The organism is Actinomadura sp. 9N215 (genome assembly GCF_044326345.1).
Classification (GTDB): domain Bacteria; phylum Actinomycetota; class Actinomycetes; order Streptosporangiales; family Streptosporangiaceae; genus Spirillospora.
In genome coordinates, this window is sequence record NZ_JBIRBA010000016.1 from 37,228 (window position 1) to 61,166 (window position 23,939).

Annotated in this window: 30 protein-coding genes; 11 read left to right on the forward strand and 19 right to left on the reverse strand. The window is 70.3% G+C overall.

Annotation, left to right across the window (positions count from 1 at the left end; translation table 11 throughout):
- Window positions 1-110: 110 nt before the first annotated feature.
- Entirely contained in the window at window positions 111-272 is a 162-nt protein-coding gene (locus ACH34T_RS25075; RefSeq protein WP_396023356.1) for a hypothetical protein, read from the reverse strand.
- 106 nt (window positions 273-378) lie between these two features.
- Here ACH34T_RS25075 and ACH34T_RS25080 point away from each other — a divergent pair, with 106 nt between their 5' ends.
- The 4 genes from ACH34T_RS25080 to ACH34T_RS25095 all read left to right on the forward strand — a co-directional run bounded on the left by ACH34T_RS25080 (window position 379) and on the right by ACH34T_RS25095 (window position 5,192).
- Window positions 379-798 (forward strand): hypothetical protein, encoded by a 420-nt coding sequence (locus ACH34T_RS25080; protein WP_396023357.1) that lies wholly within the window; start codon window positions 379-381, stop codon window positions 796-798.
- A gap of 189 nt (window positions 799-987) precedes the next feature.
- The gene (locus ACH34T_RS25085; protein ID WP_396023358.1) at window positions 988-3,123 is read left to right on the forward strand and encodes an MFS transporter; all 2,136 of its coding nucleotides are present in this window, start codon (window positions 988-990) and stop codon (window positions 3,121-3,123) included.
- Between the two features lie 108 nt (window positions 3,124-3,231).
- The gene (locus ACH34T_RS25090; protein ID WP_396023359.1) at window positions 3,232-4,377 is read left to right on the forward strand and encodes an acetyl-CoA C-acetyltransferase; all 1,146 of its coding nucleotides are present in this window, start codon (window positions 3,232-3,234) and stop codon (window positions 4,375-4,377) included.
- The gene (locus ACH34T_RS25095; RefSeq protein WP_396023360.1) at window positions 4,374-5,192 is read left to right on the forward strand and encodes an enoyl-CoA hydratase/isomerase family protein; all 819 of its coding nucleotides are present in this window, start codon (window positions 4,374-4,376) and stop codon (window positions 5,190-5,192) included. Before ACH34T_RS25090 ends, ACH34T_RS25095 begins: the two co-directional genes overlap by 4 nt.
- A gap of 4 nt (window positions 5,193-5,196) precedes the next feature.
- On the opposite strand, the gene ACH34T_RS25100 is transcribed toward ACH34T_RS25095, so the two are convergent.
- The 6 genes from ACH34T_RS25100 to ACH34T_RS25125 form a co-directional block, all read right to left on the reverse strand.
- Window positions 5,197-5,751, reverse strand: a complete 555-nt coding sequence (locus ACH34T_RS25100; protein WP_396023361.1) for a YcxB family protein — start codon at window positions 5,749-5,751, stop codon at window positions 5,197-5,199.
- A gap of 123 nt (window positions 5,752-5,874) precedes the next feature.
- Complete coding sequence (locus ACH34T_RS25105; RefSeq protein WP_396023362.1) at window positions 5,875-6,828, reverse strand: helix-turn-helix domain-containing protein; 954 nt, start codon at window positions 6,826-6,828, stop codon at window positions 5,875-5,877.
- A 64-nt stretch (window positions 6,829-6,892) separates the two neighbouring features.
- Window positions 6,893-7,756 carry an SDR family NAD(P)-dependent oxidoreductase gene (locus ACH34T_RS25110; RefSeq protein ID WP_396023363.1) on the reverse strand — a complete coding sequence of 288 codons (864 nt, stop codon included), beginning with the start codon at window positions 7,754-7,756 and terminating at the stop codon, window positions 6,893-6,895.
- Window positions 7,753-8,769 (reverse strand): 2,3-butanediol dehydrogenase, encoded by a 1,017-nt coding sequence (locus tag ACH34T_RS25115; RefSeq protein WP_396023364.1) that lies wholly within the window; start codon window positions 8,767-8,769, stop codon window positions 7,753-7,755. The genes ACH34T_RS25110 and ACH34T_RS25115 overlap by 4 nt, the downstream gene beginning before the upstream one ends.
- On the reverse strand, window positions 8,766-10,058 hold the full coding sequence (locus ACH34T_RS25120) for an MFS transporter (protein WP_396023365.1): 1,293 nt from the start codon (window positions 10,056-10,058) through the stop codon (window positions 8,766-8,768). Before ACH34T_RS25120 ends, ACH34T_RS25115 begins: the two co-directional genes overlap by 4 nt.
- A gap of 3 nt (window positions 10,059-10,061) precedes the next feature.
- Complete coding sequence (locus tag ACH34T_RS25125) at window positions 10,062-10,595, reverse strand: 2,4'-dihydroxyacetophenone dioxygenase family protein (protein WP_396023366.1); 534 nt, start codon at window positions 10,593-10,595, stop codon at window positions 10,062-10,064.
- Window positions 10,596-10,731: 136 nt separating this feature from the next.
- Between ACH34T_RS25125 and ACH34T_RS25130 the strand changes: the two genes are divergently transcribed.
- Both ACH34T_RS25130 and ACH34T_RS25135 read left to right on the forward strand, forming a co-directional pair.
- Window positions 10,732-11,205, forward strand: coding sequence for a GNAT family N-acetyltransferase (locus ACH34T_RS25130; protein ID WP_396023367.1), 474 nt, complete (start codon window positions 10,732-10,734; stop codon window positions 11,203-11,205).
- Window positions 11,206-11,305: 100 nt separating this feature from the next.
- Window positions 11,306-11,860, forward strand: a complete 555-nt coding sequence (locus tag ACH34T_RS25135) for a TIGR03086 family metal-binding protein (RefSeq protein ID WP_396023368.1) — start codon at window positions 11,306-11,308, stop codon at window positions 11,858-11,860.
- Here ACH34T_RS25135 and ACH34T_RS25140 read toward each other — a convergent pair.
- The 5 genes from ACH34T_RS25140 to ACH34T_RS25160 all read right to left on the reverse strand — a co-directional run bounded on the left by ACH34T_RS25140 (window position 11,841) and on the right by ACH34T_RS25160 (window position 14,887).
- On the reverse strand, window positions 11,841-12,629 hold the full coding sequence (locus ACH34T_RS25140; RefSeq protein WP_396023369.1) for a GNAT family N-acetyltransferase: 789 nt from the start codon (window positions 12,627-12,629) through the stop codon (window positions 11,841-11,843). The genes ACH34T_RS25135 and ACH34T_RS25140 overlap by 20 nt on opposite strands.
- Before the next feature lie 4 nt (window positions 12,630-12,633).
- Complete coding sequence (locus ACH34T_RS25145) at window positions 12,634-13,131, reverse strand: SRPBCC family protein (RefSeq protein ID WP_396023370.1); 498 nt, start codon at window positions 13,129-13,131, stop codon at window positions 12,634-12,636.
- Window positions 13,128-13,502, reverse strand: coding sequence for an ArsR/SmtB family transcription factor (locus ACH34T_RS25150; protein WP_396023371.1), 375 nt, complete (start codon window positions 13,500-13,502; stop codon window positions 13,128-13,130). Before ACH34T_RS25150 ends, ACH34T_RS25145 begins: the two co-directional genes overlap by 4 nt.
- A 67-nt stretch (window positions 13,503-13,569) precedes the next feature.
- Entirely contained in the window at window positions 13,570-13,998 is a 429-nt protein-coding gene (locus ACH34T_RS25155) for a MerR family transcriptional regulator (RefSeq protein ID WP_396023372.1), read from the reverse strand.
- 67 nt (window positions 13,999-14,065) lie between these two features.
- Window positions 14,066-14,887 carry an endonuclease/exonuclease/phosphatase family protein gene (locus tag ACH34T_RS25160; RefSeq protein WP_396023373.1) on the reverse strand — a complete coding sequence of 274 codons (822 nt, stop codon included), beginning with the start codon at window positions 14,885-14,887 and terminating at the stop codon, window positions 14,066-14,068.
- Window positions 14,888-15,047: 160 nt separating this feature from the next.
- Between ACH34T_RS25160 and ACH34T_RS25165 the strand changes: the two genes are divergently transcribed.
- On the forward strand, window positions 15,048-15,680 hold the full coding sequence (locus ACH34T_RS25165; protein ID WP_396023374.1) for a class I SAM-dependent methyltransferase: 633 nt from the start codon (window positions 15,048-15,050) through the stop codon (window positions 15,678-15,680).
- Between the two features lie 42 nt (window positions 15,681-15,722).
- On the forward strand, window positions 15,723-16,136 hold the full coding sequence (locus tag ACH34T_RS25170; RefSeq protein ID WP_396023375.1) for a DUF4259 domain-containing protein: 414 nt from the start codon (window positions 15,723-15,725) through the stop codon (window positions 16,134-16,136).
- A gap of 105 nt (window positions 16,137-16,241) precedes the next feature.
- Here ACH34T_RS25170 and ACH34T_RS25175 read toward each other — a convergent pair whose 3' ends face one another.
- Window positions 16,242-16,721 carry a MarR family winged helix-turn-helix transcriptional regulator gene (locus ACH34T_RS25175; protein ID WP_396023376.1) on the reverse strand — a complete coding sequence of 160 codons (480 nt, stop codon included), beginning with the start codon at window positions 16,719-16,721 and terminating at the stop codon, window positions 16,242-16,244.
- Window positions 16,722-16,841: 120 nt separating this feature from the next.
- On the opposite strand from ACH34T_RS25175, the gene ACH34T_RS25180 reads away from it, so the two are divergent.
- Entirely contained in the window at window positions 16,842-17,711 is an 870-nt protein-coding gene (locus ACH34T_RS25180; protein ID WP_396023377.1) for an MBL fold metallo-hydrolase, read from the forward strand.
- A gap of 66 nt (window positions 17,712-17,777) precedes the next feature.
- On the opposite strand, the gene ACH34T_RS25185 is transcribed toward ACH34T_RS25180, so the two are convergent.
- The 3 genes from ACH34T_RS25185 to ACH34T_RS25195 form a co-directional block, all read right to left on the reverse strand.
- Entirely contained in the window at window positions 17,778-18,065 is a 288-nt protein-coding gene (locus ACH34T_RS25185; protein ID WP_396023378.1) for a DUF397 domain-containing protein, read from the reverse strand.
- Between the two features lie 108 nt (window positions 18,066-18,173).
- Window positions 18,174-18,380 carry a DUF397 domain-containing protein gene (locus tag ACH34T_RS25190; protein ID WP_396023379.1) on the reverse strand — a complete coding sequence of 69 codons (207 nt, stop codon included), beginning with the start codon at window positions 18,378-18,380 and terminating at the stop codon, window positions 18,174-18,176.
- On the reverse strand, window positions 18,371-19,177 hold the full coding sequence (locus ACH34T_RS25195; RefSeq protein WP_396023380.1) for a Scr1 family TA system antitoxin-like transcriptional regulator: 807 nt from the start codon (window positions 19,175-19,177) through the stop codon (window positions 18,371-18,373). The genes ACH34T_RS25190 and ACH34T_RS25195 overlap by 10 nt, the downstream gene beginning before the upstream one ends.
- Window positions 19,178-19,345: 168 nt before the next feature.
- Here ACH34T_RS25195 and ACH34T_RS25200 point away from each other — a divergent pair, with 168 nt between their 5' ends.
- Both ACH34T_RS25200 and ACH34T_RS25205 read left to right on the forward strand, forming a co-directional pair.
- Complete coding sequence (locus tag ACH34T_RS25200; RefSeq protein ID WP_396023381.1) at window positions 19,346-19,792, forward strand: ATP-binding protein; 447 nt, start codon at window positions 19,346-19,348, stop codon at window positions 19,790-19,792.
- A gap of 46 nt (window positions 19,793-19,838) precedes the next feature.
- Window positions 19,839-20,573 (forward strand): hypothetical protein, encoded by a 735-nt coding sequence (locus ACH34T_RS25205; protein ID WP_396023382.1) that lies wholly within the window; start codon window positions 19,839-19,841, stop codon window positions 20,571-20,573.
- 4 nt (window positions 20,574-20,577) lie between these two features.
- Here ACH34T_RS25205 and ACH34T_RS25210 read toward each other — a convergent pair whose 3' ends face one another.
- The 3 genes from ACH34T_RS25210 to ACH34T_RS25220 all read right to left on the reverse strand — a co-directional run bounded on the left by ACH34T_RS25210 (window position 20,578) and on the right by ACH34T_RS25220 (window position 23,830).
- Window positions 20,578-21,534: a DUF1152 domain-containing protein gene (locus ACH34T_RS25210; RefSeq protein WP_396023383.1), complete on the reverse strand. Its 957-nt coding sequence runs from the start codon at window positions 21,532-21,534 to the stop codon at window positions 20,578-20,580.
- Window positions 21,535-21,662: 128 nt separating this feature from the next.
- The gene (locus ACH34T_RS25215; RefSeq protein WP_396023384.1) at window positions 21,663-23,369 is read right to left on the reverse strand and encodes an LLM class flavin-dependent oxidoreductase; all 1,707 of its coding nucleotides are present in this window, start codon (window positions 23,367-23,369) and stop codon (window positions 21,663-21,665) included.
- A 74-nt stretch (window positions 23,370-23,443) separates the two neighbouring features.
- Window positions 23,444-23,830, reverse strand: a complete 387-nt coding sequence (locus ACH34T_RS25220) for a hypothetical protein (protein WP_396023385.1) — start codon at window positions 23,828-23,830, stop codon at window positions 23,444-23,446.
- Window positions 23,831-23,939: the final 109 nt, after the last annotated feature.

The following is a 23,939-nucleotide window of genomic DNA, read 5'->3' on the forward strand; positions in this document are numbered from 1 at the left end:
TCGCGTCCGGCGGGGACGGCGAACGGGCGTGAAGCCGGTTTCGCCAGTTATGACTCTCTGCCGGGGCGGTAAGTTCGGTGCGCGCCGGACGCAATTCGCAGGGCGTTCACTCAAGTGCGCAGGTGGTCGCCGTAGAGCGTCAGCACGACCAGCACGAACACGGTGATCACCGCGATCCTGGTGGGCATCGGCAGCCGGAGCCGCACCGCGGCCCAGCGCACGCAGAACGCGGCGAGGAGTGACACGACGACGAGGGCGAGGATGCCTTCCATGGTCACCTTCCGTCCGAGGGGAGTGCCGCCTCCTTGAACCATAGACGTGTAAGGAGAGGGTTACCCGGGTCTCGGCGGTGCGGGACGGTCCGGATAATCTCCATTTGTGGCAGATGCGATGGAAGTAGACGGCAGGGGCGAATCCGGCGGCGGGGAGAGGCTCGACGGCCTCATGACCAACCTGGCGCGCGGCCGGATCGCCGTCGGACTCGCGGCGCTGGCCGTCCCGAAGCTGACCGTGCGGCTGATGGGCCTGGGTTCGGGCGCCGACGCGGGCCGCGACTACCTGGTCCGGGCGTTCGGGGCCCGGGAGATCGCGCTCGGCGCCGGCTACCTGCTCAGCGGCGACGACTCCGGACGGCGCCTGTGGACGCGGCTCGGCCTCGCCGTCGACACCCTGGACGTGCTGAGCGCCGCCAAGACCCGTCCCGGCCTCCCGCTGTGGGTCACGGCGGGCGCGGTGGGTATCGCAGGCGGGGCCGCGGGGATCGGCGCCGCGAAGACCGCCCGCGACCTTCTCGGCTGACGACCGGGGCCGGTTTCGACACCGGCCGTGAGGCCCGCCACGACCCCGCCGGTGCGGGTGATCCCGCCGGGCACGTGGGTACACCCCTCTCCGTTCATCCGGGGGTGGCCCGAAGACCGCAGCGAAGCGAGGATCTTCGGGCCACCGGCCCGGGGGTCTGGGGGTCGCCCCCCAGGAAGGTAGGGCGGCATGACGGCTGGGGCGGAGCGTGCGGGGCGGGTGGCGGACGAGCGGGCGATGCCGAAGGGCAGGGACCTCTACGTCGTCCTCGGCGCGCTCATGCTGGCCATGCTGCTCGCCGCGCTGGACCAGACGATCGTGTCCACGGCGCTGCCGACGATCGTCAGCGACCTCGGCGGGCTGAACCACCTGTCGTGGGTCGTGACGGCGTACCTGCTCGCGGCGACCGCGTCGACGCCGCTGTGGGGCAAGCTCGGCGACCAGTACGGGCGCAAGCGGCTGTTCCAGACGTCCATCGTCATCTTCCTGATCGGGTCGGCGCTATGCGGCATCGCGCGGGACATGACGGAGCTGATCGTCTTCCGCGCCCTGCAGGGCCTCGGCGGCGGCGGGCTGATGGTGCTCGCCGTCGCGATCGTCGGGGACGTGGTGCCGCCCCGCGACCGCGGCCGCTACCAGGGGCTGTTCGGCGCCGTGTTCGGCGTGGCGAGCGTGTGCGGGCCGCTGCTCGGCGGCTGGTTCGTCGACAACCTGTCTTGGCGCTGGGTGTTCTACATCAACGTGCCGATCGGGATCGTCGCGCTGCTGGTGATCGCGGCGGTGCTGCACGCGGCGGGCGAGCGCGAGCGGCACCGCATCGACTACCTCGGCACGCTGCTGATCGTCGGCTGGGCGGTCGGGCTCGTCCTGATGACGACGTGGGGCGGGACGACCTACGACTGGCTGTCCGCGCCGATCATCGGGCTCGCCGCCGGGTCGGTCGCGCTGATCGCGGTGTGGCTGCTGGTGGAGCGGCGCGCCGCCGAGCCGATCATGCCGCCGCGGCTGCTGGCGAACCCGGTGTTCTCGCTGGGCGCGGCGATCAGCTTCGCGGTCGGCTTCGCGATGTTCGGCGCGCTGACGTTCCTGCCGATCTTCCTTCAGGTCGTGCACGGGGTGTCGCCGACGCTGTCCGGCGTGCACCTGCTGCCGATGATGCTCGGGATGCTGGTCGCGTCGATCGGGTCCGGGCAGCTGATCAGCCACTACGGCCGCTACAAGCTGTATCCGGTGGTCGGGACGCCGCTGATCGCGCTGGCCCTGTACCTGTGCTCGCGGCTGGACGAGGACGCGTCCACCCTCACGATGAGCCTGCGGTTCGCCCTGCTCGGCTTCGGGCTGGGGCTGGTGTTGCAAGTGCTGGTCATCGCCGTCCAGAACGCCGTGTCGTACGAGGACCTGGGGGCGGCGACGTCCGGTGTCACGTTCTTCCGGCAGATCGGGGGGTCGTTCGGCGTCGCGGTGTCCGGCTCCATCTTCAGCAACCAGCTGGCCGGGCATGTCGAGGATCTGGCGCGGATGCTGCCGCCGGGGTTCGATCCGTCCGCCGTCCAGGGGAACCCTGGGCTGCTCGACCGGTATCCGGCCGAGGTGAAGGACGGCGTCCTGCACGCCTATGCGCAGTCGATCGATTCGGTGTTCCTGTGGGCCGTCCCTGTGGCGGCGGCTGCGTTTGCTCTGAGCTGGTTCTTGCGTGAGGTTCCGCTGCGGGCTACCTCGCAGACGCGCGACTACGGCGAAGGGTTCGGCGCTGCGCCTACCGTCCGGTCGTCCAGGCATGAGATAGAGCGTGCGCTGAGCCAGCTCATGCGGAAGGACCCGAAGGCCCTCGAACTCTACGACCGGCTGGGTTCGCTCTCGGGCGTCGCGCTTCCGGCGGGCAGCATGTGGGCGCTGTGCCGGATCGCCAAGGACGGGACGGTCACCGGCCAGGAGCTCGCCGAACGCGCGGGTGTCAGCGTCGAGCACGGCCGCCCGTTCGTCGACCGGCTCGTCGACTCGGGGTACGTCCGGCGCGTCGACGGGACGCTCGCCATCACCGGCTCTGGGCAGGCCGTCGCCGAGCGGCTGTTCACCGTCCGCCGCGAGGGCCTGGCCCGCCACCTGGACGGATGGTCGCCCGAGGAGCATCCCGAGCTGACGGTCGTCCTCCGCGACCTCGCGGAGGCGTCGCTCGGCGACGAGGCGGACGGCGAGCGCTGCCTGCGCCCAGCCGCCGGGACCGGCGCGGGGTCCGCCGGGGGCGGAACGGCGGGGTCCGCCGGGGGTGGAACGGCGGAGTCCGCCGGGGGCGGGACGGCGGGGTCCGCCGGGGGTGGGACGTAGCGTGTCGCGCCTCATATCGCTTTGGACGCCCCGCGATGTAACCTCGTAATCGACTAACCGAATCTCGCTCGGTTTCGGGACGGTACCACCCCACAACTTGGAGGCGCAGTGGCCGAGGCGTACATCGTCGGCGCGGTCCGGACCCCCGTCGGCACCAAGAAGGGCGGCCTGAAGGACGTCCACCCCGCCGACCTCGGGGCCCACGTGCTCAAGGAACTCGTCAACCGCACCGGCGTCGACCCGTCCGCGGTCGAGGACGTGATCATGGGCTGTGTCATGCAGGTCGGCCCGCAGTCCCTCGACATCGCCCGCACGGCGTGGCTGTCGGCGGGGCTGCCGGAGTCGGTGCCCGGCGTGACCATCGACCGGCAGTGCGGGTCGTCCCAGCAGGCGATCCACTTCGCCGCGCAGGGCGTGCTGTCCGGCACCCAGGACCTCGTCGTCGCGGCCGGCGTCGAGCAGATGGCGATCGTCCCGATCGGGTCGTCCGTCGCCATGGCGCTGGAGAAGGGCATGCCGTTCCCGTTCGGCGAGGGCTGGGTCGAGCGGTACGGCATGCAGGAGATCTCGCAGTTCCGCGGTGCCGAGATGATGGCGGAGAAGTGGGGCTACAGCCGCGAGGACCTGGAGAAGTACGCGCTGGAGAGCCATCAGCGCGCCGCCAAGGCGATCGAGGCCGGCTATTTCGACCGGGAGATCGCGCCCATCGCCGGCGTCACGAAGGACGAGGGCGCCCGTCCCGACACCACCCTGGAGAAGATGGCGGGCCTGAAGGCGCTGCGCGACGGCGGCCGGATGAGCGCCGCCGTGGCCTCGCAGATCTCCATCGGGTCGTCCGCGGTGCTGATCGCGTCCGAGGAGGCGGTCAGGCGGCACGGCCTCACGCCGCGCGCCCGCGTCCACACCCTCGCGGTGTGCGGCTCCGACCCCGTCTACATGCTGACCGGCCCCATCCCGGCGACGGAGAAGGCCCTGGACCGCGCCGGGCTGAAGATCGGCGACATCGACGTCTTCGAGGTCAACGAGGCGTTCGCGCCGGTCCCGATGGCGTGGGCGCACGACACCGGCGCGTCGCTGGAGAAGACCAACCCCAACGGCGGCGCGATCGCGCTCGGCCACCCGCTCGGCGCCACCGGCGGCGTGCTGATGACGAAGCTGCTCCACGAGCTGGAGCGCACCGGCGGCCGCTACGGCCTGCAGACGATGTGCGAGGGCGGCGGCCAGGCCAACGCCACGATCATCGAACGCCTGTGACGACCTCGCCTCCGCGCCCGGGCGGGTACGAGACGATCCTGTACGAGGTCTCCGACCGGGTCGCGCGCGTCACGCTCGACCGGCCGGAGGCGCGCAACGCGCTCAACGACCAGATGATCGGCGAGCTGCTGGACGCGTTCGAGCGGGCGAAGCGCGACGACGCCGTGCGGGTGATCGTGCTGACGGGCGCGGGGGACAGGGCCTTCTGCGCCGGCGCCGACCTCGGCGCTGGTCTGGGCGGTTTGGGCGGGCTCGGCGGGCTCGGCGGCGGGCCCGGTGTCGGTGGGCTCAGCGGGCCCGGCCGGAGCGGGCCGGACGTGGACGAGATTCGGCAGAGCGCGCCGTTCCGCCTGTTCACGGCCTTCCCCAAGCTCGGCAAGCCCATCATCGCGCGGCTCGCCGGGCACGCCGTCGCGGGCGGCCTCGGCCTCGCGGCAGCCTGCGACCTGGTGATCGCGGCGGACGACGTCAAGCTCGCCACCCCCGAGGTCAACGTCGGGCTGTGGCCCATGATGATCATGGCGATCATCGACCGGAACGTCGCGCCGAAGCACGCGTTCAAGCTGTACTACACCGGCGCCCGCGTCACCGCCGCCGAGGGCCGCGACATCGGGCTGGTCACCGAGGTCGTCCCGCGCGCCGACCTGGACGCCCGCGTGGACGAGCTGGCCGGTGCGATCGCGTCCAAGAGCCCGCTCGGCCTGCGTCGCGGGCGCGACTCGTTCTTCGCGATCGAGGGCCGTCCGCTGGAGGACCAGATCGCCCACCTGCTGTCGGAACTGGTCGGGCTCGCCGGCACCGAGGACGCGAAATAAGGCATCACGGCCTTTTTGGAGAACCGTCCACCGGATTTCCGAGGCCGCTGACCCGACCCGGCCCTCGGCGGGTATCGGCGTGGGCTCGGGCGGCGAAGAAACCGTTGACCTGGGCCTGTTGCTCGGCGTCGAACGCGCTCTTCGGAATGAACGTTGCGGGGTGCCCGCCCAGATAGAACAGCCAGAATTCCCGCGTGCTCTTGATTTCGGAGAACAGGGACCATGAGGTTGTGCTCGTCGTCAGATCGGTTCGGTATTCGCATCCGTCGGCGGTCAGCCGCATCGTCGTGGGCACGCACATGTACACGGCCAACTTGCGGAGGCGCAGCCGGAGCGACCAGGCCGATCCCAGTGGAACCGCGACCGCCAACACCAGCATGGCGGCGCCCAGCCACGGGTACTCGACGGAGAAGCAGAAAACCGCGGCACCGATCAGAAACAACGCCTTCAGTGCATAGGGCCCCGCGAGTTGCTCATTGAGGCCGTGACAGTACGCGCGCGCCGCCTCGTCGGGCGTGGGCTCATAACTGACCGTGATTCCACCGTCGCCGATATTCACTTCGCTCTGTCCACTTTCCGGGTCGTCCAGCGCGGGGAATCATCATTCAGCGCTTCGTCCCAGCGCGCAAGCCCGCGCCAGCCCACGCAAGCCGACGATCCCGGCCGAGCCCGTGCGAGCCGGTCAGCGGGTGGTGGCGCGGGTCTCGGTAGGGGTGCGGCCGAAGCGGGCGCGGAAATGGCGGGCGAAATGGGCCTGGCTGGAAAAGCCCCAGCGGTAGGCGATGTCGGCGATGGTGGTGCCCGCGGCGCCGGGGGCGGTGAGGTCGTCGTGGGCGCGCTGGAGGCGGCGTTCGAGGATGTGCCGGGACGGCGTCGTCCCCGCCGACTCGAAGATCCGGCCGAGATGCCGGACGGACACGCCCATCACCCCCGCGACCTGGCCGGGCGTGAGGCAGGCGTCGTGCAGGTGCCGGTCGATGTAGTCCTCGGCGACGATGAGCTGGGTCTGGTAGGCGGCGGGCGCGGCGCGTCCGCCGGAACGCTCGGTGGCCAGCAGCCGGATCAGGTCGAGGACGGTCCCGCGGGCGCTCTCCGGCCCCGCCGCGCCCGGGTTCTCCAAGACGGACCGCAGCGCCACGACCAGTTCGCCCTCGCGGGACGTCCCGCGCCCGAACAGCATCGGCCCCTGGACGCCGCCCGCCATGCATTCCTCGACGAACCGGTCGCGCGGGATGTCGACCAGGAACTGCCGCATGGACGAGGAGAACCCGAACAGGTACGGACGGCGCGTGTCGTACACGACGAGGTCGCCGGCGGTGGCGGCGAGGCAGCCGTTCTCGTGGAGGAAGACCGCCTCGCCCTTGAGCAGCAGCGTCGCGAACACCGAGTCCTTCGGCGTGGACCTGGCGACCTTGGGGGTGCGTTCGACGGCGTGCGCGTTCCCGCTGATCTCGGCGAGCCGGACGTCCCCGAGCCGGAAGTTGGCCTGCCGGGCGAGCAGCCCCCGCTCGGAGTAGGAGGAGCAGGACAGCCCGACCAGCGCCCTGCGGTTGTAGTCCTCCCAGAACTCGATGCGCTCGCGCGGGTCGACGTCCTCCGTGCTGGCCTCGGAGATCATCTGGGCTGGTGCCGGCATGGTGCGCTCCTCCCCGGGTCGGCTGGGTCCTCCTGCCTGGTGAGAGCCTATGTGGTGAGGGGCGTCATACCGCCAGATATCCTCCGTCCACCGGAAGGATCGCGCCGGTGACGTAGGACGCGGCGGGCGAGCACAGGAACGCCACCGCCGCCGCGACCTCCCGCGGGCGGCCGTACCGTCCGGCCGGGATGCGGGCCCGGACGGCCTCCGCGGCGGGCGGGTCGTCCAGCAGCCCGCGGGCCAGCGGCGTCACGACGAAGCCCGGCGCGACCGCGTTCACCCGGACGCGGTCGTCGGCGTACTCGGCCGCCAGCGAGCGGGTGAGCTGCGAGATCCCGCCCTTGCTCGCGCTGTAGGCGGGCCGGTCGCGGCTGCCGGAGTAGGCGAACATCGACGACACGTTGACGATCGCGCCCCCGCCGCGCGCGAGTCCGTCCGCGCCGCCGCGCGCGAGGCCGGGGCGGGCGGCCTGGCAGGCCACCATCGTCGCGGTCAGGTTGATCTCCAGGACGCGGCGCCAGCGTTCGAGGTCGTACTCGTCGCGGTCGTGGCTGACGCCGGCGCAGTTCACCAGGGCGTCCAGCGGGCCGGCGTCCCCGATCAGCTCGGTGAGGCCGCCACCGTCCAGCACGTCGTGCTCCACGACGCGGACGCCGGGATGGTCCGGCAGCTCGCCGGCGTCGTCGGGGCGCAGGCCGAGGGCGATGACCTCGGCGCCGAGGTCGGCGAACAGCACCGCGGTCGCGGACCCGATCCCGGACGTGCCGCCGGTCACGAACGCGCGCCGCCCGGCGAACAGCCCCGCCGCGAACCCCTCGGCCCCTGCCGCGAACCCCCCGGCCCCGGCCCCGAACGCACCTCCGCCCGCCGCGAACCCACCGGCGCCCGCCGCGAAGCCGCCGGGTCCTGCCGCGAAGCCCTCGGTCATGGCCGCACCAGCACCTTGATCTCCTCCATGGTGTTCATCAGCGTCTCGAACCCGTCGCGGACGACCTCCGCCAGCGGGACGACCGAGGTGACGATGGACGTGAAGTCCATGCCCTCCTCGGCGGCGAGCCGGATCAGCTCGGGATGGCAGTCCCGGTACCCGACCGACCCGATGATCGACTGCTCGTTGTTGACCAGGGTGAACGCGTCCACGGTGACCATGCCGCCGAGGCCGAGCAGGACGACCCGGCCCCCGCGGCGGGTCGCGTCGAGGCAGTCGCGCAGCGTCCGCTCGGCGCCGACCGCCTCGAACGCGACGTCGGCGGCCCCGGGCGGCAGCTCCCCGGCGTCCACGGCCCCGACCGCGCCGAGACGGCACGCGAGGGCGCGGCGGCTCGGCGACGGATCGCATGCGATCACCCGTCCCGCCCCGTACCGGACGGCCAGCTGCACGACGAGGAGCCCGATCGGGCCGAGCCCGACGACCGCGACCGTCTCGCCGTCCTGGAGCCCTGACCGGCGCACCCCGTGCAGCGCGACCGCCGCCGGCTCGAACACGGCCGCCTGCTTCAGCGAGACGCCGTCCGGCAGCCGGTGCAGCATGTAGGACGGCAGGACGGCCCGTTCCGCGAGCCCGCCGTCGCCCATCAGCCCGGCGAACCCGAAGTGGCGGCACAGGTTGTACTCCCCGGCGAGGCAGCGGGCGCAGTCGCCGCAGCGGTAGTGCGGCTCGACCGCGACCCGGTCGCCCGGACGGAACCCGGACACGCCGGGCCCGACCTCGGCGACCGTCCCGCTGAACTCGTGCCCGAGCGTCAGCGGCGCGGCCCGTCCCGACTCCGGATGCGGCTCGCCGACCGGGATGGCGTGCGGGCCGTCCGCGTATTCGTGCAGGTCGCTGCCGCAGATCCCGCAGTACGCGACCGTGACCATGACCTCTCCGGGGCCCGGGGCGGCCGGCGCCACGTCCTCGACCCTGACGTCCCGCGCCCCGTACCAGACGGCCGCTCTCACGCGGTCACCCCTCTCCGCCGCAGGACGGCGGGGGCCGTCTCGCGGAGCCCGAACGATAGCGCCACGACGATCGCCGCCCCGCCGGCCGCGATGAACATGGCGGCCTGCAATCCCCAGACGTCGGACGCGCGGCCCGCCACCAGCGGCCCGAGGAACCCGCCCGCCAGCTCGCCCACGCCCATGATCACGCCGAGCGCGGTGGCGAGCGCGGCGCGCGGGACGGTCTCGGCCGGGATCGTCGCCATGAACAGCGTGAAGCAGCCGAGGCCGGTGTAGGTGAGGATCATCAGGGTGCCGAGCAGCACCGGGCTCTCCACGTACACGACGGCGATCGGGCAGAACACGGCCAGCACGGTGAAGCCGGTCAGCGCCTTCCGCCGCCCGATCCGGTCGGAGATGCCCGGGGTCGCGAACCCCCAGAGCACCCACGCGACGCCCAGGCACGTCATGACGGCGCTCATCGTCCCGGAGCCCCAGTCCTTCTCGTCCGTGAGGTACTTGGGCGTGAACGTGATCAGCGTGACGAACCAGGTCAGGTAGCAGGGCGCGATCAGCATGCAGATCACGACGTTGCGGAGCCGCAGCACCTCCCTGACCGGGACCTTCGGCACCTTGACCGCCTCGGCGTCCGTCCGCCGCGCGGCGTCCGCCCGCCGCGCTCCCGGCGGTCGCTCCATGCCCGGCGGTCGCTCCAGGACGAGCTTCGCGATCAGGCCCGCGATGATCAGCCCGGGGACGATCGTGACGAAGAACGCCGTCCGCCAGCCGAACGTGTCCGCGAGCCACACCACGACGACCGGCGCGACGATGCCGCCGAGCAGACCCGCCGACGACCCCTGCAGAAGCCCCATGTTCAGCCCGCGCCGCGACTCGCGGGACGCCTCCACCATCAGCGACTGCGACATCGGCAGCACCGCGCCCTCCGCCGTGCCCATCAGCGCGCGGGCCGCCAGCAGCCCGGCGAACCCGGTCATCAGCCCGGACGCCGACGAGAACAGCGAGAACAGCAGGACGGCGACGATGAGGATGGGTTTGCGCCGTCCCAGCCGGTCCGACAGGCTCCCGGCGAACATCCCCGACAGCGCCCACGTCAGCGCGAGCACCCCGGACAGGACGCCGAGCTGCGAGTTCGACAGCCCGAAGTCGTCGTCCATGTACGGGGCGAGGAAGGCCAGGGCCTGCCGGTCGAAGAACACGAAGCCGAAGGCCAGGAACAGGACGGCCAGCAGCCGGTTCTCGTACCGGTCGGCGGTGACGGCGGGAGCGGTCCGCTTGAGCAGGGTCGTCATGGGTCAGCGGAACAGCGCGTTGACGTAGTCGGCGCCCAGGCCGACCTTGTCGTAGTGCTTGCGGCACATGTCGATGTAGTCGTGGACGTCAAAGAACCCCTCGGGGTCACCGTTCTCGTCCAGCCAGACCAGCGGGCCCTTGACGATGAACAGCGTCTTCATCGGCTCCTCGTGCTCGTAGGCGACGAGCGTGTGGCCCTCGCCGGGCGCTTCGTAGATGAAGTCGCCTGCGGTGGCCGTCCAGGGCCGCTCCAGGTAGCCCCACTTGCCGGAGATCGTGTAGGCGAACACCTCGTGCGGGTGGTAGTGCCGGTTGACGAGCCCGGCCTCCTTGGACCGCAGGATGTCGGACCACGTGTTGTCCTTCACGTTGATCCACAGCGGGCGGGACCCGACCGTCTCGGTGAACGGCACGTAGTACCGGTCGTCGTCGGTGGCGACCTTGGACAGGTACACCTCCGGCAGCGCGTCCGGCTTCTGCGAGTTCTCGATCGGCTTGAGGTCCTTCCAGAACTCAGAACCGGGGGTTTCGGGCATGTGAACGGCTCCTCTCACGTCGTGCTGCCGCGAGTGAACCCTCTGCTCACCGCCCCCGTCTTTCTTGTGGCGGACGCCACCCTTTGCAGATCTCAGACATCGCGCCCCGGCCGGGGTGATCGTCCAGGCTGGTGCCATGGCGTTCGCGATCAGACCGGCCGTGGCGGGTGACTCGCCCGGCATCACCGTCCTGCTCGACCAGCTCGGCTACCCGGCGGACGCGGACGACGTCGCGACCCGCGTGGCGCACTGGCTGGACGAACCGAACAGCGCCCTCCTGGTGGCCACCGCGGACGGCGACGAGGCGGATGCCGGGGCGGGCGTTGGGGCGGGTGTCGTGGCGGGTGTCGCGGCTCTGCACGCCCTGCTGATGCTGGATCGTTCCGGGCGCCGCGGCCGCCTGGTGGCCCTGGTGGTGGACGACGCCGTCCGCGGCCAGGGCATCGGACGCGCCCTGCTCGAAGCGGCCGAGCGCAGCGCCCGCGACCTCGGATGCCGCGACATGGAGATCACCAGCTCCCGCCGCCGCGTCGCCGCCCACGCCTTCTACACCCGCCTCGGCTACGCCGACATCTGCGACCGCTCGGCCCGCTTCGTCAAGGACCTCTGACCGCGGCGCCCGCCTCACCGATGAGTCTCGGCCGTTTCGCGGGTCGGTACGTCGAGGCCGCTTCGCGGCCTGCGCCGACCTGTCGAGAGAAGAGGCTTCGATGATCGACCTGACGCCCGCCTGCGACCGCATGGTCGGGATTCTGGCCGCGGTCGCCCGCGACCAGCTGTCCAACGCCACGCCCTGTACCGGCTACAGCGTCGGTGACCTGATCGACCATGTGGATCTGGTCGCCGAGGGGGCCGCCGCGCTCGCCTTGAAGGAGACCAGTGAGTCCGCCGGTCGCGAGCCCAGCGCGGCGAACCTCGGCGACGACTGGTGGGACGGCGTCGCCGCGCATCTGTGGGCGCTCGGCGCGGCCTGGAAGGATCCGGCGGCGTGGCAGGGCAGTACCGACGCGGGAGGTCTGGAGCTACCGAACGACGTGTGGGGCAAGATCGCGCTGACCGAGGTGGTGGTGCACGGCTGGGACCTCGCCAAGGCCACCGGCCAGCCCGTCGACATGCCCGAGGAGGCGGTGCGGGCGTGCCTCGATCATGTGGCGGTGTTCGTCCCGAACGCGCCCGTCCCCGCCTTGTGGGGCCCCGCCGTCGAGGTTCCCGCCGACGCTCCGCTGATCGATCGCGTGGTCGGCATCACCGGCCGGACGCCGTAGCGGTCCGATAGTGGTAGGCGCTGACCTCGCTGAATCCCGACCGCTCGTAAAGCCGGATGGCCGGGCCATTGCCGTGCTCGACCTGTAGGTACATGCGGTCGGCATTCTGGGATTCGCCCCAGCCTGCCAGCGCGGCGAGGACGGTGCGTGCGGCGCCTTTTCCGCGTGCCGCGGGAATGGTGGCCATGTTGAACACTCCGGTCCAACCGGTGTCGGCGACCGCGCGGCCGACCGCGACGACCTCGTCCCCGGTCATCGCGCAAACATAGGCGGACGGCCCTTTCACCCTGGCGAGCATGTCCCGCTCGGAGCGGAGGTCGCCGCCGTGCACGGCGTGCCAGGCGTCGAACCATGCGTCTGTCGGACGATCGTCCAACCGGACCCGCGGGGTGCCCGGCGCCAGCCCCAGAACGCGCTCGACCGGCACCAGCCCCAGGACGCGCTCAACCGACGCTACCTGCAACGACACGGAGTCCTCTCGCCGGTAGCCGCGCCCTTCGAGAACGGCGTCGAGCCCTTCCGGGCATACGTCCGGAGTGATCTGGAACCGCGCGTCCGCGCCTCGTCCGCTGTAGAACTCCTCTGCCTGGACGACCCTGCGCACCAATTCGCCGGGCCTGGTTTCGCCGTGGGGAAGAACGGTCCCCACCCACCAGGAACAGTTTGGGGCATGGCGCAGCCACCATCCGTCAACGTCCCGGACGTGCTCCGCCGGAAGTGCGCGGGCCGCCCTCTCCTGCAGGCTCCGCACCATTTCTTTCCCGCTCATGAGTTCAGCCGGTCGCGAGGTTGCCGTAGTACTCGACTTGCGCGGGATAGTAATCGTTGAAGTTCGGCTCGGGGCCGTCCGTGATGGAGGCGGTGAGGCGGTCGAGGTAGTACTCCCAGCCCGGGCCGGTCGTGGTGACGTCGGTGTCGGGGTCGAGGTGGTGCAGGAAGGTCAGCGTCGTCACGCCGCCGGCTTCGTCCAGGCGCGCCTCCAGGTGCCAGCGCCCGTACTCGTCGACGGTCTCGACCTCAAGCCGTCGCGGCGGCTCGCAGGCGATGATCGTCATATCGCTCTCGGGCTGGCCGTCCTCGTGCGTCAGCGTGAGCCGGACCGTCGCGCCCGGCCTGCCCTCGCCACTCCAGTGCGCGAACCAGCGGGCCGTCCGTTCCGGCTCGGTGATGCTGGCCCAGACGTCCTCGATCGTGGCCTTGTACTGGCGTGTCATATGCAGGTCGGTGCCGGTCGCCGTGGCGAGCAGCCGGCCGGTGGGTGTCGGTTTCATCCCGCGCTCCTCGAATCGGTGGGTGGTTCGTCTGCGGTGGCCCGCGGCTCCGCCGGACGGTCGCGGCGCGTGCGGTGGACTTCCGTCCCCAGGGCGTCGATCCGCTGGTCCCACGCCTGCCTGCGGACGGTCGCCAGCCACCGGTCGATCTCCCGCAGCGCGCCGTGGTCGGCCCGGTAGTGGCGCTCGCGTCCCGCCGTCTCGGCCGCGACCAGCCCCGCTTCGCGCAGCACCCGCAGGTGGCGGCTCACCGCGGGACGACTGATGCCGGGAAACGCGGCCGCCAGCGCGCCGGCGGTCAGCGGGCCGTCGCCGAGCAGCACCACGATGCGGCGGCGCACCGGGTCGGCCACGGCGGTGAAGACGTCCATGCCAAGATATGTAACCTATGTGTTACGCGTTTGTCCAGCCCGGCAGGCGGGCGCGGCGCGCCGAGGTTCAGTGCCGGTGAGCCTCTTCGAGGGACGCCCCGGCAAGGCGGGCCGCGACCCCGGCGGTGAAGTTCGGGCAGTCGAGAAAGTTCGCGTGGGGGCAGGACAGGCCATGGGCGACGGCGGTCCGCGCCGCCTGGGCCTGGGCGATCCGCTCGTCCAGCTCGGTGAGCTTGCGCCGGAGGATCTCCTGGCGGCATTCATCGGACGGCGGCGAGGGGACGAGGAGCGCCTTGAGATCGCGGAGCGTGAATCCGGCGTCCCGCATCAGCAGGATCGCGCCGACCACCCCGACCGCCGACGGCGGATAGCGCCGCTGCCCCGAGACCCGGACCTGCGGCGTGAGCAGGCCCAACTCTTCCCAGTACCGCAGCGCGGAGGTGGCGACCCCGGTCCGGTGAGCCACCTCGCCGATCGTCAACAGGTCATCCGGCATCGTGGCTCCGAGCGTACTCGCCCCCGTCGCGCCGCCTCGCCGCCTCGCCGTCGCGCCGCCGCTCGGCCTACGGTCCGGCCAGGTCGGCGAGGACGGCCGCGTGGTCGGACGGCCACACGCCGTCCACGGGCCGATCACCGGCGCGGCGAACCGACCGGACGTGCCCGAGCCCGCCCGGCCCTGGCAGCCCGACGTGGACGTAGTCGATGCGCCCCGGCGGCTCAAGGGTCCGCGCCGCGTAGGGGTTGGCGACCGGGTCCCAGGTGAGGGCGGGTGCGGCCGGGTCGGCGTACTCCCAGGCGTCCAGCAGGACCTGGCCGGGGACGGCGGGCGCCGTCAGGTGTCCGCCGAACAGCCGCATCTCGTCCGAATGCGGAACGGCGTTGTAGTCGCCGGTGACGACGGGCGGGAACGGGCTGCGATCTCGCCGGGCCGCGACGAATCCGGCGAGCGCCGTGACCTGGGCGCAGCGGACGGCGGATTCATACGGCGCCGAATTGAGATGAACGGTGAAGAACGGAACCGGATGGACGGGCGCGTCCACCAGCGCGAACAGGGCCCGATGGCCGTCGTCGCGGCCGCCTTCCGTGGGCAGCCGCAGGACGTCCCGGTCGACGATCGGCCATCGGCTGAGGACGGCGTCGCCGACGTCGGCCGCCGACCCGCCGAGGCGGTCGTGCCAGCGGCCGGGCCGGTCCGAGGGCGCCCACGTCCAGTGCATGCCGAGCCGGTCGGCGAGCCATCCGGCCAGGTTTTCGCCGTCCTCGGCCCAGACCTCCTGCAGCCCGACGACGTCGGGGCGAAGCTCCGCGAGGGTCGCCGCGATCGCCTCCCTGCGGGCCTCCCACGGCCCGAACCGCCACCACACATTCCAGGTCAGGACCCGCATCGCTCGCCCCCCGCTCAGCGCCCCACGGCATGGCCGCCGACCACACCGAACCGAAATCAGCCATTAGCCGGGACCATTTTGGCGTACCGCCCATTCCACCCCGCGGTCAGGCTCCGGGCCGCTTGACTTCAAGCCCACTTGAAGCCGTTGACTCGTGCCCGTGACGACTTCGGATCTCAAACAGCGTCTGATCATGGCGGGCGTGCGCCAGTTCGCCCACCCGCGTGGCCTCGCCGGCCGCGTGGTCGGCCAGATCATGGCTCATCGCGGTTCCAACGTGGAGCGCGGCGCGTGGGCGGTGTCCTTGCTGGACGTGCAGCCCACCGACCGGGTGCTGGAGATCGGCTTCGGCCCCGGCCTCGCCATCGCCGCGCTCGCTGAGCGCGCCACGCAGGGCCGGGTCTACGGCATCGACCATTCCGCGGTCATGGTCCGGCAGGCCACCCGCCGCAACGCCGCCGCCGTCCGCTCCGGCCGCGTCCGCCTCACCCACGCCTCCGTGGCCGAACTCCCGGCCTTCGACGAGCCACTGGACGCAATCTTCTCCGTCAATTCCGTGGGTTTCTGGCCCGACCCGGCAGAACGGCTCCGCGCTTTGCGGGGCCTGCTCCGCCCCGGCGGACGAATCGCACTCGTCAGCCAACCCCGCTGCCCCGGCGCCACCCGCGACACCACCACCCGCGCCGCCGAAGAACTCCAGGACCTCCTGACCCAAGCAGGTTTCGTCAAGCCCCGACTCGAAACCCTGGACCTCGACCCACCCGTAGCCTGCGTCCTGGCCACCACCCCATAACCGCGTCGCCACCTCATAGAGTGCGGGGACCTGGAGGTGGAAATGGGAACCTGGGACGCGAGCCCGTTCGGCAACGACACCGCCGCGGATTTCGCGGGCGACCTCGATGACCTGCCCTTGGACGAGCGACCGTCCGCCATCCGAGAAGCCCTGGAGACCGCGATCCGCGAAACCAACTACCTGGACCGCTCGGAGGGCGATAAGGCGGTCGCCGCAGCGGCATTGGTGGCAGCGCAATGCCCCGGAGGCCCGCCCGCCGACACCATCTACGGACCAGAAAAGCCCGTGCCAGACCTACCCGACGACTTCCGCGCCCTGGCACTGGCGGCCCTGGACCGAGTAGCAGGCCCAGATTCGGAATCACAGGACCTCTGGGCCGAAACCGGCAACGGCCTCCAGGAATGGCACACCGAACTCGACAACCTCCGAAAGGCCCTCACGGCGAATCCGAAATAACCCGACGGCGGCTGTTCGACCGCGCCAACTTCGATCTTCTACGGGTCCAGTACTCCACTACCGCTGACCCGGCCGTCAGATTCGGTCGCCTTGAGCGGCACATGATCACTCGGCGGCCGCGGCGGTGGACCGCAGTCTCGCGACCTCCGCGGCCGTGTCGTCGAGGGCCGTCTGGACAAAGTGCAGCAGCACGCGGAGCTGCTCGTCGTCCAGCGAGTCGAGGTTCTCACGCGTGCGCACGGTCAGGCCGGCGTAGTAATCGGCGACCCGTTCCAGCCCCTCGGGCGTCGGCTCGATCAAGATCTTCCGCCGGTCGTGGGGGTCGGGCACCCTTCTGACGCAGTCCGCCGCCTCCAGCCGATCGATCATGCGCGAGACCGACCCGGCCGTGAGGCCGACCCGGTCGGCCAGCGAGCTCGCCGTCGCCGGGCCGCCGCGGTTGAGCTCGTGCAGGCAGTGGAAATCGGTCACCACCAACCCCATCCGCTCTGCGATCAGGCCGTTGAGCTGCACGAGGGCGGTGAACCAGTCCGGCAGCGCGTCGATGATCCCCTCGGCCGCCACCTTCCGCCGCGTGGTCGTCATGTTGACATCACCCGCTCACCCTATTAGCTTGCGCCGCACAATCATTGTGTCACACAACAACTGTGTGGCGCGCGTACCACGCGACGACACCGCGACCTGATCGCGACGAAGGGGCCTGCCATGGACGACGGGTGGTTTGTCGACACACGCTGCACCAACTGCGACGTGGCCCGGCAACTCGCTCCCGGGCTGATCGGTGAGCGCGAAGGCCGCTCGGAGCTGCTGCGGCAGCCGCGCGACGAGACCGAGCGCGACGCGCTGCACGCTGCGGCCTTCGCCTGCCACATGCGGTCCGTCCGCCACTCCTCGCAGCGGCCGAATCCGGCACTCGATCCGTTCCCCATGCGCCTGGACGATGGCGTCTACCTGTGCGGGCACAACTCGCAGCACACCGCGGGGGCCAACTCCTACCTGGTACGCCGTCCGACCGGCAACCTGTTGATCGACACCCCGCGCTGGGCGGAGCCGCTGGCGGCCAGGCTCGCGGAGCTGGGCCGGGTGAGCGACGTCCTGCTCACCCACCGGGATCATGCCGCCCACGGCCGCCGCTTCGCCGACCGGTTCGGGGCCCGGCTCTGGATACACGAGGGCGACCTCGATGCGGCCCCGGACGCCGACCGGGTCATCCGCGGCCTCGAACCGATGGAGATCGCAGAAGGGGTGATCGTCCATCCGCTTCCCGGGCACACCGAGGGCAGCGTGCTCTACGTGGTGGACGAACGGTTCTGCTTCAGCGGCGACAGCTTCTACTGGTCGCGGACCACGGCGGACATCGAAGTGGCCGAGAGCGTCACCTGGTACTCCATCCAGGAACTGGCCGCGTCATTGACCCGGTCGGCCGATCGGCTCCGCTTTGAATGGCTGCTGCCGGGACACGGAGACCGCAAGCGCCTTCCACCGCAGGAGATGCGCCGACGCCTCCACGGATTGGCCGAGCGCACCCGGGCACTGCGTCCCCGGCCCGTGGACTTCTCCGCCGTGCGCTGGTGAAGCCCGAGGGGAAGTGGCTCAATGTCGCTGATGAGCCCCGTGGACACGACCCAGCGAGACCCACGGCTAATGGTCGAGTTCACCGGCCTTGATGCGATCGACGAGCCCGGCGACAGCCGGACGGCTGAACCTGAGTGCTGGCCCCTCCGGGTTGGTGCTGTCCCGAATGACCACGTCCCACTTATGGTCGGCCAGCTCAACGCACGTAGTGCCCTCTTGGCCGCTGTAGCTGCTCTTTCGCCATGTGAAGTTGCCGGGCTGGAACTGGTGGACGAGCCTGGCGAGCTCGATGCAAGCGCCGCCCTCTTGGGTGCTGTAGCTGCTTTTTCGCCATGCGGTGTGGTCAGGTCTCATGGCCCGATGCTCCTCCTACACAGGACGGTTGGCGATGGTGCGCTGTGTGGCTGAGCGGCCGGAATATGAGTAAAGCCCCCTCCGGAGAGGGGGCTTGTGGGGGGACGGTTACCGGTCGAGTTCGCTGGCCTTTATGCGGCTGACGAGACTGGCGACTGCGGGGCGGCTGAACCGGAGGACCGGCCCCTCAGGGTCGGTGCTGTCACGGAAACCAACGGAGGCGTCGAGGTCAGCGAGTTCGATGCACGTGTCGCCCTCCTGGCTGCTGTGACTGCTCTTACGCCATGCAGAGCGTTTGACATCCTTCACAGGCACTCCATTACTTCTCGGATCAGAGCTTCGGAGGCCACGTCGGTCATGGCCGCACTGGCGATCAGGTCCCAAAGTCGCCGAAGCCGCTCGATCTGGGAGCTTAGTTCGATCACTCGCCCACTACCAACGACGCCTTCGGCGAACCCGATCTCGGGCTCATCTGAACGACCGAACAGGGTGAAACCTGCCGAGGGGTAGACGGCGGCATTGGACGGCACGACCAGGACGTTGATGTGTGGCTCTCGCATGAGTTCAAGGACTCGGGCGAGTTGAGCCTTGGTGATCTCCCTGTCCCCGACGATTTTTCGGATCACTTCCTCTTCCAGAAGGAAGACCAGCCACGGCGGGTCAGTCCTTCGCAGGATCTCCTGGCGACTCATGCGAGTAGCGACTGCCTGGTCCAGTTTGTCCGGAGACTGGCCGGCCCGCAGCACCGCACGTGCGTAGTCCTCGGTCTGGAGGAGCCCGGTGATTACAACAGGCTCGTAGACGCGGACTGCGTTGGCGGTGCTTTCCAGCTTGGCGTAGGGGCGGAAGAAGGAGGGGATGCCCTCCCTGGCGGCGAAGGGCTGGAGCTCCTCGAACTGGTCGGTGTCGAAGTGGGCGTCGAGGCGCTGGGCCAGTTCGGGGGACGGGGCCTGGGCCGCGGTTTCGATCTTGGAGATCGTGTCGTTGGAGTAGCCGATCGCGTCGCCGAGCTGGGCTTGGGAAAGTCCGGCTTTGTCCCGAAGTTTCCGGAGCTTTGCCCCGAAAAGTGTGGCTACGGACTCGGTCGGGTCGAGTTGCTTCCGATTCACCACGAGTTGCCCTCCGGAACTATCGAGTTGGGTAAAGCCGGTCCCACTTCCGACGATAACCAGAAACTTCCACGATGTGTAGCGGATTGCACACAACGAGCGACGGAAGTGGTGAGGGAAATGATCATCTGGCGGAATCGGTGGAGCGATGAGTTCGACATAACGGACTGTTTGGTTCGAACGGAAAGGACGGCGGCGGGGCCGCGGGCGTTGCGGCGCGGGTTCTACGCCAGGCCGCGGGTCGTCCGGGAGGGGCGGCTGATCGTCGAGGCGCAGGCGCTCCAGTGGGGGCTGGCCGAGGAGACCGTGGACGCGGCCGTGCGGGTCGTGTCGGAGCTGCTCACCAACGCGGTGCAGGCGACGCCGTCCCTGCCGATCACCTTGCGGATGGGGCTCGTGGGCGACGGGGTGCAGGTGGAGGTGTGGGATTCGTCGCCGGAGCGGCCGGTGAGGTCCGCGCCCGATCTGTCGATGCCGGACGGGCCCGTGGGCGAGGACGTTCCCGATCCGGGCGGGTGGGGGCTCGGGATCGTCGAATGCCTGTCGGAGGAGCACGGGGTGCGGACGGAGTTCGAGGGCAAGAGCGTCTGGGCGGTGGTGAAGGCAAAGCGTCGGTAGACGTTCGGTGGGTGTGATTTGGGGGCGGCGGCGGAAGGTCTGCGGTGTGGGGGATTGGTACACGCGGGAGATCGCGGACACCGGGCGGTTGCGGTTGTCCTGTTTCCTTCTCGCGTTCATCGTCGGGTTCCTGTTCATCCGGTTCAGCGTCCGGATGATTCGCAGGCAGGTCCGGTGGTGGCCGGGGAACGTCTCGCCGGGCGGGCAGCACATTCACCATGTCGTGTTCGGGCTGGTGTTCATGTGCGTCGGCGGTGTGGGCGGGCTGGCCGTCGAGGACGGCACGTCCGCGTTGGCGGGGGTCGCCGCGGCGGTGTTCGGGGTCGGGACGGCGCTGGTGCTGGACGAGTTCGCGCTCGTCCTCCATTTGAAGGACGTCTATTGGAGCGAGCAGGGCCGGTTGTCGGTCGAGGTCGTGTTCATCACCGTCGCGCTGTGCGGGTTGCTTTTGCTGGGGCTGCAGCCATTGGGGCTGGACGAGGTCGCCGGGGACGGGCTGTGGACGATCGCGTTCGCGCTCGTTCTCAACCTGTGCTTGGCCTTCGTCGCGCTTCTGAAAGGCAAGATCTGGACCGGGATCATCGGGTTGTTCATCGGCGTGCTGGCGTTCGCCGGGGCCGTCCGGCTGGCCCGTCCTGACTCTCTGTGGGCTCGCCGCCGGTATGCGGAGGGGTCGCGGAAGGAGCGCCGCGCTCGGGCGCGTGAACGCCGGTATCGGCTGCCCCTCCAGCGATTGGGGGATTGGTTGAGCGATCTGGTGGCCGGGCGTCCGTCCGGGTAGTGGGTCAGTGCGGGTATTGGCGGGGCGGGCGCGGGCGGGTCTCGTTGCGGAAGTCCTCGATGATGGAGCTGAGCTGGCGGATGACGCGGGTGTTCTCCAGGCGGTCGAGGTAGAGGTTGCGGCGGGCCAGGCCGTCCAGGTCGACGGCGAAGTACATGGCCATCAGCGGGTTGATGAACAGTTCGCTGTTACTGGTCCGGGTGGTGAAGCGGACGTCGCCGAACTGGCCCCGGAGGGCGGCGGAGATGGAGCCGTTCACGATGCTCGGATACGCGGGGGTCGAGGCTTGGGCGTATTCGACCGCGTCCAGATAGAGGGCCGCTTCGCGGCTGTCGTGGGGAATGGAGAAAGCGCCCAGATATGAGCCGTCGGCGGTCAGGGCGGCGAGGTTCTCTAGGACGTGGGCGTGGTTCACGCCGTGGTAGGCGTCCACTCCGAAGCCGAGGGACACGACGATTTTCTCGGGGACGTCCAGGCCGTGGACGGCGGCGAGGCTGGCCATGTCCTCTTCGGGGGTGCCGAGGCCGGATTCGTCGCCGCGCATGAAGATGTCGGTGCCGCCGTCCACGAGGACGACGGCGTCCAGGTTCAGATGTCCGGTGAGGTGGCGGTAGGCCTCGCGGAGAGGCTGGACGCCCAGTTTCGGAAACGCGTACACCGTGGACGGGAGGCCGTGCCGGTCGAGCCAGCGGGCGAGCGTCGCCTCAGGGAAATAGTCGTCGCGGGTCAAGGTCTCGGGGGTCACGGCGGCGACGTCGGCTTCCAGCCACGTGTCGGACGGCAGGCCGTAGAGGGCGCTGAACGACAGGTTGGCCAGGTGGACGTCCTTGCCCTCGTCCAGCAGCGACAGGGCCAGGGGCAGGCCCGCGTACACGTCGAATCCGCCGCCCGCACCGGCCACCAGGATTCGCCGGGCCTTCTTCAGCCGGGTGAACAGCGGGGGCTCCTGGAGGGAGAACATCCCGCGACGGTAGATCTTTTCTGGAAAGACCGCGAACTATTAGCGGGGGTTTGGACGTCTACCAGTGTGGTGGCCGTGGACATCGGGGGACCACGGCCACCCCTTACGTCAGTACGGCACCCCACACGTCAGTACGGCGATGGGCCGCCGAACATCTCGCTGAGGCGCGGCGCGAGATAGTGGTCGCCGCGCAGTTCGAGGCGGCCGTCCATGAGGAGCGACGCCGGGTTGGCGTCCCCGGCGAGGATTCGCAGGAAATCGGCCGTCGCCATGGTGAGGGTGAGGGCCGGGTCATGGGCAGGGCCCGAACGGGCGCGGGCGCGGGACTTTCCGATCTGTAGCGTCCACACGGTCGGGCCGTCGGCGCGGGTGAGGCGGAACTCCAGTTCGCCGGTGAATCCGGCCGAGGCGGACGGGTCGAAGGCGCGGGCCATCCCGGCGAAGAAGACGCGTTGCGCGCCCGGCCCGAAGCGCTTTTCGAGTTGCGCGTCGGAACGGCCGTTGACGAGTTTGCGGAAGCCCTGCTGGAACCGTCGGCGGGCCGCCGTACGGATGTCCGGGACGGGTCGCCGGGTCGCGCGGGACGCGCGGTGCACGCGGGCGACTTCCGCGTCCTCGTCGATGCGGTAGCCGGGCGGCAGTTTCCGGGCCGGTTCGCGGCGGGCGAGGGCCGCTTCGATGGCGGGTGCGAGCCGTTCCGCCTTGGCGGCCTCGCGTTCGTCGCGCCCTTCGGCGAAACGCGGCAGCACCGATTTCCCGAACAGTTCGAGGGACTCGCAGATGTGCTCGTGCTTGTTCGGCCCCGCCTGGAGGACGAACGAGATCTGGTCGACGCCGACCGACTCGTACCGCCGGATCAGCTCGGCGACCTGGTCAGGCGTCCCGATGGCGCCGCGAAGGGACCCCACGTTGACGTTCAGGGACTCCGCGTTGGCGATGATCTCCTCGCGGGAGAAGCCGCGGGAGTCGCGCCGGGCCAGGAACTCCCGCCACACGTCGGTGCGTCCGGGGTCGTGCGGGGTGGTCCCGTAGTAGTGCGCGAGCGCGAAGGCGAAGAAATGCGCGCCGTCGATGCCCCGGTCGATGGCGGTGGCCTCGTCCTCGTGCAGCATCATCGGCAGGACGACGGTCACGTTCGGGTTCACCGCGAAGCCCGCCGGGACGCATTCGTCGGACGCGAGGATGCGGTAGTACTCGTCCACCCATTTCCCGGCGTCCTCCGGCTCGACGAACGAGAACGACAGCGCGCCGATGCCGTTCCGCGCCGCGAACTGGATGGTCTCGCGGCGCGAACACGCCACCCACAGCGGCGGATGCGGCTTCTGCACGGGCTTCGGCAGGACGTTCCGCGGCGGCATCGTGATGTCGGCGGAGTTCCATCCGGCGAACGGCTCCTCGACGAACATCCGGGTGATGGCGTCTATCGCGTCCTGCCATTGGGCGCGCTTGTCGGTGCGGCGGACGCCGAACCCGCCGAGTTCCGCGCCGGCGCTCGACTCGCCCGTCCCGAAATCGACCCGGCCGTTGGAGACGAGATCGAGCGTCGCGACGCGTTCGGCGATGCGGGCCGGATGATTGACGGCGGGCGGCAATTGGACGATTCCATGCCCGAGCCTTATCCGCCTGGTCCGCTGCGAGGCGGCGGCGAGGAACACCTCCGGCGCCGACGAGTGCGAATACTCCTCCAGGAAATGGTGCTCGACCTCCCAGACGTAGTCGAAGCCGACCCGGTCGGCGAGTTCGACCTGGTCCAGCGCGTCCTGGTAGAGCTTCAGCTCCTGCCCATCCGCCCACGGCCGCGGCAACTGGTGCTCGTAGAACAAAGAGAACCGCATCGTGATCACCCCCGATGGCCAGCCTCACCCGGATTGGATGCCGCGTCAATACGACCCGTCGGCCGGGGGGTGCGCTAGGCCGACGGCGGCGGGTGCAGGGGGCCGCAGATGCGGGTGATCTTCCGCTCGGCGTCGTAGTAGTCATCGCCCAGGGGCGGGTAGGTCCCGTCCTTGTCCGCTGCGGTGCCCTTCGCCTGCTTCTCGAACGCCTTGATCACGGCATCGGCCTGCGCCGCCAGGTCCTCGCTCTTGATCTGGGAGCGTGCAGTGCGCATCCTGGCGGCGGCCCGCTCCCACATGGGCCCCCACGTGGCGTCCGACTGCCTGAGGTCGATCGGCGTCCTGAGTGCGGCCATGATCTCCGCGCAGTCGGCCGCCCGCTCCTCCTCACTGGGGGAGCACGCCGCCGCACCTAGAGCGATCAATGGGACGGCGACGGCCGCGTATGTCAGAAATCTCACGTCGAGGAGCGTAATCGGAGAAATGCCGCCGATCTGACAAAACGATCAACTCCGGAACAGGCGTGCCGGACCGGGTGTTCAGTCAACGAAGCGGGTGGCCGTCCGAGGC